The sequence below is a fragment of the Microcoleus sp. PH2017_34_RAT_O_A genome (genome assembly GCF_020737885.1).
Classification (GTDB): Bacteria; Cyanobacteriota; Cyanobacteriia; order Cyanobacteriales; family Microcoleaceae; genus Microcoleus.
Map to the genome: position 1 here is coordinate 84,473 of NZ_JAEQDD010000036.1, position 8,634 is coordinate 93,106.

An 8,634-nucleotide genomic window follows, 5' to 3' on the forward strand; every position below is an offset into this window, starting at 1 on the left:
GTCAACTGACTTCTTAACTTATGAAGACTCCAACTTTTGTATTAGCTTCAGCTTCTCCCGCGCGCCACAGCCTGCTAAGCAATGCAGGCATTCAAGCTGTGATTTGCCCCAGCGACTTTGATGAAGGGCAAATAAAAATGAGGGATGCTACTAAATTAGTGCAGGTTTTAGCAGAAGGAAAAGCTGACGCTGTAGCTAGTTTTTTGCTGGCTAATTCTCACCCGCAAATCCCCAATCCCAAATCGTGTGTAGTGTTAGGATGCGATTCAATTTTGGTCATTGATGGTGAAATTCACGGCAAACCCAAGGATGCCGACGAAGCAATCTCGCGCTGGCAAAAAATGCGCGGTAAAGTTGGCGAACTTTATACGGGTCATGCTTTAATTGATACGAGATTTGATAGCTTTGATGTGGCAATGGATCGATCGCTCATTCGCTGTCAAGTTACAAAAGTTTATTTTGCGGAAGTTACCTCGCGTCAAATTGCTGCTTATGTCGCTACGGGAGAACCTCTCGCCTGTGCTGGCTGTTTTGCACTCGAAGGCAAAGGCGGCTTTTTTGTGGAAAAAATCGAAGGTTGTCATACCAATGTGATTGGTTTGAGTTTGCCTTTGCTGCGGCAAATGCTCCGCGACATGGGATATGATGTGGCAGATTTCTGGCAATCTTAAACGGAACTTACCCCCTGTCGCGGTAGTTAGGCAGTCTAAATCGTTTGCTGTATATACGATAGAAGCATTTATTTGTCAAAAATAAGTAGTCATGTATGGTTGGCGATGGGAGCATCTCATTTTTGTAAAAAGCGTTTTTTCTTTGAGTGCGAGCTTAAGAGCTCGCGTATTGTACAATACGCGAGCTCTTAAGCTCGCACTATAATAATAAATGCAAAACTGAGATGCTCCCTTGGCGATCGCCCAAAAATTTAGTAAAATATCGCTTTTTTTATGTTCGCGTTGGCTATTTTTAGCATAATCTGATTCTTATAGCCTATTGAATTGAAGAAAAAAACGATGAAAAAGTTAATGCCCTTACTACTGAGTGCCGTATTACTCAGTAACGCTGTTGCTTGTCAGAAGTCAAACGAGCCGATCGACAAAACTTCTGCTCCGGCTAACCAAAGCAACGCTAGTTCCGGTAAGCTAAAAAATCAGGCAGCGGCCATCCCTGCTGGAACCAGTTTTGATACCATTCTCCAACAAGATTTATCCACGGGTAAAAACCGCAACAACGATCGTTTTACTCTGCGAGTCAAAGGAGGCGATAAAACTCTTAAAGATGCTGTGATTCAGGGACATCTGGAAGATGTCGTCAAAGCAGCTAAAGGCAAAAAAGCGAGTTTGCATCTAGTTTTTGATGACATTAAACTCGCAAATGGTGCAGCCGCTCCCCTTGATGTTACCTTAGTAAATACTCAGGTAGAAACCAAAACCAAAGGCAAGTTTGTTCAGAATGCTGGCATTATTTTAGCTGGAGCAGTGGCCGGTAAATTCGTTGGTGATAAAGCGAAATTCAAGCATGGTACTTTAGCTGGGGGTGCAGCAGCAACGGCTTATGTCTTGTCTAGTCCTGGTGGTGAAGTTGTCCTTAAAAAAGGAACCAATGTTAAGCTGAAACTTAAAAAGCCTCTCGATACGAGTCCATAAAAACCTGGTTTCTGACCACCCGTAATCTAAGAAACCGGGTTTTTTTGAGTTTCTACGCTGTCACCAACAATTTTCGTAAAAACCCGGTTTCTGGGCACTCGCGACCATCTAATAAACCGGGTTTTTTTCACAAATCCTATCCAAGGGCGATCGCACTATCAGACACAGAGGTAAATTGAAGTTGACTCGGCGAAACATCTTTCACCAAGCCCAAGATATTGCCGGTGCTAGCTTCCCGAATCACCGTCGCCTTAGTATCCAGAAATCTAAAATCAGCAGTTTGAATCGTTCCCGGAGGAACAGGGCCACTGCTCGCGTAATCTCTCGCATCACCAATTGTTAAAAACTTTTCCGTTAAAACAATATCATTTCGCGTCAGTCCTCCCGCCAATCCGATTACATCACCTTGCGCTGGATTGTAGTCAAGAATAAAATCCGCAGGCACTTGCTCTACGTTAGCAGGAAAAGTCCCAGCAGGACGTGGTTGATCGGAACCAATTTCACGCGAAGTTGCTCCAGCTTCTCTCCGGAGGACAAACAAATCTGCACCTTCTCCTCCCCAAAGTCTGTCAATTCCAGCATCACCGATTAGAGTATCGTTGCCACTTTCTCCTACTAAAGCATCACTGCCTTGGCCACCTCTAACAAAGTCATTTCCCGTGCCTCCATAGGCGTAATCATTGCCTTGATTGCCGCTGAGAATATCGTTGCCACATTCTCCGTACAGTATGTCAAAATCTTGACCGCCGCGAATAGTATCATTGCCACAACCTCCGATTAAAGTATCTGCGCCCCCATTCCCATTCATCAGTTCCGCACCACCGGAACCTCGGACAAAATCGTCGCCTGCTAAGGCTCGCAAACCTCCGGGAGTGTTGCGGAGAATTCCGTTGGCTAATTGAACTGTATCGTTGTTGGGAGTAAGGTCGAAAAAGTTGGGATCGCTAGGATTTGGCAAAGGCCCTGTGAGTAATCTGATGTTTGGTGGATCGGGAATAATTCGATCGGAGTCGATAGCTGAGGCTTTAACTGTTCCGAGATTTGTTTCTAACATTTAAGTTTTCCCTGATTGATTGATTGATTGATTGATTGATTGATTGATTGATTGATTGATTGATTGATTGATATGAACTTTCTAGACAGTCTTATTTTAATAAATGTTCCAATTAACAAATGTGCGTGTATTTGCGGTTAAACAAATTAAATGACTGTCAAAATTACCACAAATATTCAACAAGCACAGCTTATTGACACTTGGATGTAGCCCAAATCCGCAAATATTTTGAACTCTGTGTCAATCATTGTCGGGATCGCGTAATGTATTACCCGTCAGCAGTCAGTGTGGGAGAACCGACAGACTGCCAAATGTCATCAAACCTTGAGCAAAGTCAGGAATCGTTAATATGCAAGACACTGCGATCGAATCTATCAAAGCCAGAGAAATCCTCGACTCCCGCGGCCGCCCTACCATCGAAGCTGAAGTGTATCTAGCCAATGGTGTTGTCGGACTCGCCCAAGTGCCCAGCGGCGCGTCTACAGGCTCTTTTGAAGCCCACGAACTCCGCGACGATGACAAAAAACGTTACGGTGGTAAGGGAGTTTTGAAAGCGGTTGCTAACGTCGAACACAAAATTGCTCCCGCTTTGGCTAATCTGGATGCGATCGACCAACCATTAATCGATCGCACTATGATTGACTTGGACGGTTCCCCCAACAAGTCTAACCTCGGCGCTAATGCCATTCTCGGAGTCTCCCTAGCCACAGCAAAGGCGGCCGCCGAGACTTTACAAATACCCCTTTACCGCTACTTGGGTGGCGCTTTGGCTAACGTTTTACCAGTGCCTTTGATGAACGTCATCAACGGCGGTTCCCACGCCGACAACAACGTAGACATTCAAGAGTTTATGATTGTACCGGTGGGAGCACCTTCTTTTAAGGAAGCTTTGCGCTGGGGTGCAGAAGTATTTGCTAGTCTGGCTAAAGTCTTAAAAGACAAAAATTTGCTGACTGGTGTTGGCGATGAAGGCGGTTTTGCTCCTAATTTGGGTTCCAATCAGGAAGCTTTGGATTTGTTAATGATGGCAATTGAAAAAGCTGGCTACAAACCGGGTGAACAAGTTGCTTTGGCTTTGGATGTTGCTGCTAGCGAATTTTACAAAGATGGGAAGTACACCTATGACGGTGTGGCTCATTCGCCAGCAGAATTAATCGATTATTTGGATGGTTTGGTTGGACAATATCCGATCGTTTCCATTGAAGATGGTTTGCACGAAGACGATTGGGATAGTTGGGTGGCGCTAACTCAGAAAATGGGTAGCAGAGTTCAATTGGTGGGTGACGATTTGTTTGTTACTAATCGCACGCGCTTGCAAAAAGGGATTGATTTGAAAGCTAGCAATTCGATTTTGATTAAGCTGAATCAAATTGGTTCTTTGACTGAGACTTTGGATACGATCGACTTAGGGAAGCGCAACAGCTATCGATCGGTAATCAGCCACCGTTCGGGTGAAACTGAAGATACTACAATTGCTGATTTAGCCGTAGCGACTCGCGCCGGTCAAATCAAGACTGGTTCTCTGTGCCGCAGCGAACGGGTTGCTAAGTATAACCGTTTATTGCGGATTGAGGACGAATTGGGCGATCGGGCAATTTATGCTGGTGCGATCGGTTACGGGCCCAAATAAAATTTGGTAATGGGTAATTGGGAATTGGGAATTGGTGTCAACAACCAGGTCAAACGTAGTCACACATGGCTGTTTACCACCAAGGCTCGATCCCCCCTAGCCCCCCTTGAGAAGCAGGGTGGTTTTATTGTCGGGAAAAGAAATCTGAAACTACCAAAATTATCGCTCAAAGATTGGCTCGCGCTTGGGCGAAGGTACGTAGTTGCGCTTAAGCGCTCTTTCCTAATCTTATAAAGAGCGCTTAAGCGCAACTACGTACCTAATTTGTGTGACGACAATAAAACCACCCTGCCTAGCCCCCCTTGAGAAGGGGGGGACAAGAAGCATTCAAAGTCCCCCTTCTTAAGGGGGATTTAGGGGGATCGAGACTAAGCTACAAACGAGATTTATCAATGGTTTCAAACTTAAGTTGACACTGATCCCCATTACCAATTACCATGCCCCATAATCACGGATAGAAAGCCAATTGAGGCAAACCCAAAGTTTCTTCCCAGCCCATCATCAAGTTCATGCACTGGATGCCTTGACCGGCTTGACCTTTAATTAAATTGTCGATCGCCGACATCACAATTACCCTATCAGTACGCGGATCGACTTCCACGCCAATGTAACAAAGATTCGTGCCGCAAGCCCATTTTGACTGCGGATAAACCCCAGCCGGTAACACTTTTACCAAAGGAGAATTGCGGTAAAAAGCACTGAAAATGGTGATTAAATCTTCCCGCACCAATCCCGGATCGCGCAAATTTGCGTAAACAGTTGCCAGAATTCCCCGCACCATCGGCATCAAGTGGGGAGTAAATTGGACTTTGATATCTTGTCCGGCCAAGTGGCTGCAAACTTGCTCAATTTCTGGGGTGTGGCGGTGGCGGCCTACCCCGTAAGCGCCGATCGAATTGTCAGCTTCTGCCAACAACAGATTAACTTCGGCTTTGCGGCCCCCTCCCGAAGATCCTGATTTGGCGTCGATAATTGCTGTTTCTGGCTCGATCAGACCTTGTTTGAGTAAGGGGGCCAGGGCTAATAAACTAGCAGTGACGTAGCAGCCGGCACAGCCTACTAATTGAGCGTCTTTAATGCGATCGCGATACAATTCTGGCAAACCGTAAACAGCCGTTGCAGCTAAAGCAGAGTCCGATCGCTCGCCGCCGTACCAAGCTTTGTAAGTGTCCAGATTTTCAAATCTGTAGTCAGCCGACAAATCCAAAACTTTGCAGCCGCCTTCAATCAGCGTCGGTGCCATTTGGCAAGCTAAACCATTCGGCAGCGACAGAAACACAACTTCACATTTTGCCGCTATTTTATCTAGGTCGATCGCCTCAATAGTCAAATCAATGCAGTTAGTCAGATGCGGATAAAGGCTGGAAAAAGGTTTTCCCGCACTGCTATCCCCGCCTACATACACTACTTCTGCCGCTGGGTGATCCGCCAGCAGCCGCACCAGTTGTACGCCGCCATAACCTGAAGCGCCAACTATGCCTACAGGCACAGGTCTAACATCTCCCATTTTCCTTTATCCCCTCAGCCTTTGAAGTCAAAAACGCTTGAACTTTTGCTGCATTGTAGTACCAAACGCCAACTTTGGTAATAAAGAATTGTGTTGTTTTGTGATTGACGTGGATTTTTGTAAATTTTCCGGTGTTTGACCAAGAATTTCAACGGTGGTACCCGCCACGTGATTTATCCGTGGAATCAATCCCAAATCGAAAATCGAAAATCCTCTCTTCCCCCGAATTTATCCGTGGGCTCAATCTAAAATCTAAAATCTAAAATCTAAAATCGATTGACTCCGCCCAAAAACCAATACAAAGTCCCGCAGGGCTGTGGTGGAGAGGCCAAAATTTCAGACTCGCATTGAATCTTCCAGAGTCAATCTCAAATCTAAAATCTCCTATCTAAAAACGGATGTGCGATCGCCAAAACCCTAAAATTAAGCAACGGATGTGCGATCGTGCTATAAAATCTTACATAAATCTATCCATAAACCGGGGATTAACTTTTTTCGCTCTTTCCTCGAACCTCAAAGCTCAACATCCGTTAAATCCATTACACTCATCCGTTGCCGAATTTCCTATGGGAATAGTTGTAGAAGACGTATCAAAACAGTTTGGCAGTTTCCAAGCACTCGATCGAGTCAGCTTGAAAATTGAATCAGGTTCTCTAGTCGCACTGCTGGGCCCGTCTGGTTCCGGCAAGTCCACCCTGCTGCGACTGATTGCAGGTTTAGAAATGCCCGACTCCGGCAAAATCTGGCTGACAGGTCAAGATGCCACCAATACTAGCGTCCAAGACCGCAAAATTGGATTTGTGTTTCAGCACTACGCGCTATTCAAGCACATGACAGTGCGAAAAAATATTGCTTTCGGCATGGAAATTCAGAAAACTCCACCGACGAAAGTCAAATCCCGCGTAGAAGAATTGTTAAATTTAGTCCAATTGGGAGGATTGGGCGACAGATACCCGTCGCAACTTTCAGGAGGCCAGCGTCAGCGGGTAGCCCTCGCCAGAGCCCTGGCTGTGGAACCAAAAGTGTTACTGCTAGACGAACCTTTTGGAGCTCTCGATGCCAAAGTCCGCAAAGATTTGCGCGCTTGGTTGCGAAGACTCCACGACGAAGTGCACGTTACCACAGTCTTTGTGACGCACGACCAAGAAGAAGCGATGGAAGTTGCCGATCGAATTACAGTAATGAATAAAGGTAAAATCGAACAAGTAGGCACACCCGCAGAAATTTACGACCATCCAGCTAGTGCATTCGTCATGAGTTTTATCGGGCCTGTGAATGTCTTGCCCAGCAGTTCGAGAATGTTTCAAGACAACGGCTTTGACTCAGCCAACCCAGAAATTTTCTTGCGCCCTCACGACGTAGTAATTGAAACTACCGAAAATAGTGCAACAGTGCCGGCAAGAATCAGTCGCTTGATTCATTTGGGATGGGAAATTCAGGTGGAATTAACCTTAGATGACGGTCAAGTGCTGAATGCTAATTTGACAAGAGAAAGATTCGATAACTTGCAGTTGCAGCCGCAGCAAAGAGTGTTCGTCAAGCCGAAAGATGCCAAGTCATTTCCACTTTATTATTCTATCTGATATCATATCCTCTGAGAACAACACCATAAAATTGGTTTGTAGTAAGGACTTTAGTCAAGCGTAATGGATGCGGACGGGAGCATCTCATTTTTGTAAAAAGCATTTTTTTTATTATAGTGCGAGCTTAAGAGCTCGCGAGTTGTACAATACGCGAGCTCTTAAGCTCGCACTATATATAAATGCAAAACTGAGATGCTCCCGATGCGGACTCGCATTCCGAACGATCAAACACTCTGATCTCAATTCTTCAAACTAGAGCTAAATTGATATCGGACACAAAAAAATAAGGACACGGCATTGCCGTGTCCCTACTTTTTTATGCTGATAAGCTGTCGTGCATTTCAATTGCATATTCGGGACGGGCTAGAAGCCCATCCCACAAGACTTGAATTATTTCTTGACATACAGTTTAAATGCACAACAATTTTGCTGACAGCCTTTTTGACTTGTTGCTCAAAGGATGTCGCGCTTGTATTAGAAGGATTTTTCATCTTCTCGCTGTCAGCATCTCCCTGAACTTCATTAATCCCTTCATTAGCTTTTTTCTGAGTTTCTTCCAGAGACATCGGGTCTTTCAAAACAGCTTTTTGAGCTTCTTTCTCAATCCCCAAAAGTTGAGCTTCACCTTTGGTGGGGCTGCTGGTAACGGCAAAAGCTGTGAAAGCATTGGAAACAAACATCAATGCACAAAAACAAACAACTATTAAACTGCGAACTAAACGCTTGACTGGGAGGTTAAAGCTGATAAAAGACATACAAAATTTCTCCGTATTTAGAAGTTTTGATCGTTGAGATTGTTAACAGGCTGAATTTAACTCAATTTCTGCACAATCTTTAACTCAAGTTTGATAAAAGCCACTTGAATCAGCAGTGGCAATCAGTTAATTTGAGCTAATTAATATTTAGCTTAAATAACGGGGTTATGAAATCTTTCTCAGGGAATATTTGGGCTTTGTGTCTTCCGATAGTTGACACTCTCAGGGAGTCAACGCCACTGAGATTCTGCGGACAAAGTAGATTTAGGTAATACCCAAAGTCTAACTCTCGCTGGGAGTCGTCAAAGACCGTCTACCCAGTTGGTTTAAGCTTACACCTAACTTACTGGCTACTTTTCTCAGAATAATTAAAGTCAGTGAAGGAGTCGCCCCCTCCACTGCTCTCCAAAACGGAACGTGATAGTTTCCCATCATTGGGCTCCTCAATAAAACGGCTGTTGT

At 44.9% G+C, this 8,634-nt stretch carries 8 protein-coding genes; 4 read left to right on the forward strand and 4 right to left on the reverse strand.

Going from position 1 to position 8,634, the window contains the following annotated elements; translation table 11 throughout:
* Positions 1 to 20 precede the first annotated feature (20 nt).
* Together JGK11_RS14420 and JGK11_RS14425 are read left to right on the forward strand one after the other, a co-directional pair.
* Positions 21 to 671 (forward strand): nucleoside triphosphate pyrophosphatase, encoded by a 651-nt coding sequence (locus tag JGK11_RS14420; protein ID WP_293212103.1) that lies wholly within the window; start codon positions 21 to 23, stop codon positions 669 to 671.
* A 339-nt stretch (positions 672 to 1,010) separates the two neighbouring features.
* On the forward strand, positions 1,011 to 1,643 hold the full coding sequence (locus JGK11_RS14425; RefSeq protein WP_293212105.1) for a hypothetical protein: 633 nt from the start codon (positions 1,011 to 1,013) through the stop codon (positions 1,641 to 1,643).
* Between the two features lie 136 nt (positions 1,644 to 1,779).
* Here the strand turns inward: JGK11_RS14425 and JGK11_RS14430 are convergent, their stop codons facing one another.
* Positions 1,780 to 2,697 (reverse strand): calcium-binding protein, encoded by a 918-nt coding sequence (locus JGK11_RS14430; RefSeq protein ID WP_293180823.1) that lies wholly within the window; start codon positions 2,695 to 2,697, stop codon positions 1,780 to 1,782.
* A gap of 340 nt (positions 2,698 to 3,037) precedes the next feature.
* Here JGK11_RS14430 and eno point away from each other — a divergent pair, with 340 nt between their 5' ends.
* Complete coding sequence (gene eno / locus JGK11_RS14435) at positions 3,038 to 4,327, forward strand: phosphopyruvate hydratase (RefSeq protein WP_363319160.1); 1,290 nt, start codon at positions 3,038 to 3,040, stop codon at positions 4,325 to 4,327.
* 448 nt (positions 4,328 to 4,775) lie between these two features.
* Here the strand turns inward: eno and argC are convergent, their stop codons facing one another.
* Positions 4,776 to 5,834: an N-acetyl-gamma-glutamyl-phosphate reductase gene (gene argC, locus JGK11_RS14440; protein WP_293180817.1), complete on the reverse strand. Its 1,059-nt coding sequence runs from the start codon at positions 5,832 to 5,834 to the stop codon at positions 4,776 to 4,778.
* 566 nt (positions 5,835 to 6,400) lie between these two features.
* Between argC and JGK11_RS14445 the strand changes: the two genes are divergently transcribed.
* On the forward strand, positions 6,401 to 7,417 hold the full coding sequence (locus JGK11_RS14445; protein ID WP_293180814.1) for a sulfate/molybdate ABC transporter ATP-binding protein: 1,017 nt from the start codon (positions 6,401 to 6,403) through the stop codon (positions 7,415 to 7,417).
* A 341-nt stretch (positions 7,418 to 7,758) separates the two neighbouring features.
* Here the strand turns inward: JGK11_RS14445 and JGK11_RS14450 are convergent, their stop codons facing one another.
* Positions 7,759 to 8,172 carry a low temperature-induced protein gene (locus JGK11_RS14450; protein WP_293212106.1) on the reverse strand — a complete coding sequence of 138 codons (414 nt, stop codon included), beginning with the start codon at positions 8,170 to 8,172 and terminating at the stop codon, positions 7,759 to 7,761.
* A 282-nt stretch (positions 8,173 to 8,454) separates the two neighbouring features.
* A partial coding sequence (locus JGK11_RS14455; RefSeq protein WP_293212107.1) for a hypothetical protein occupies positions 8,455 to 8,634 on the reverse strand: 180 nt, incomplete at its 5' end.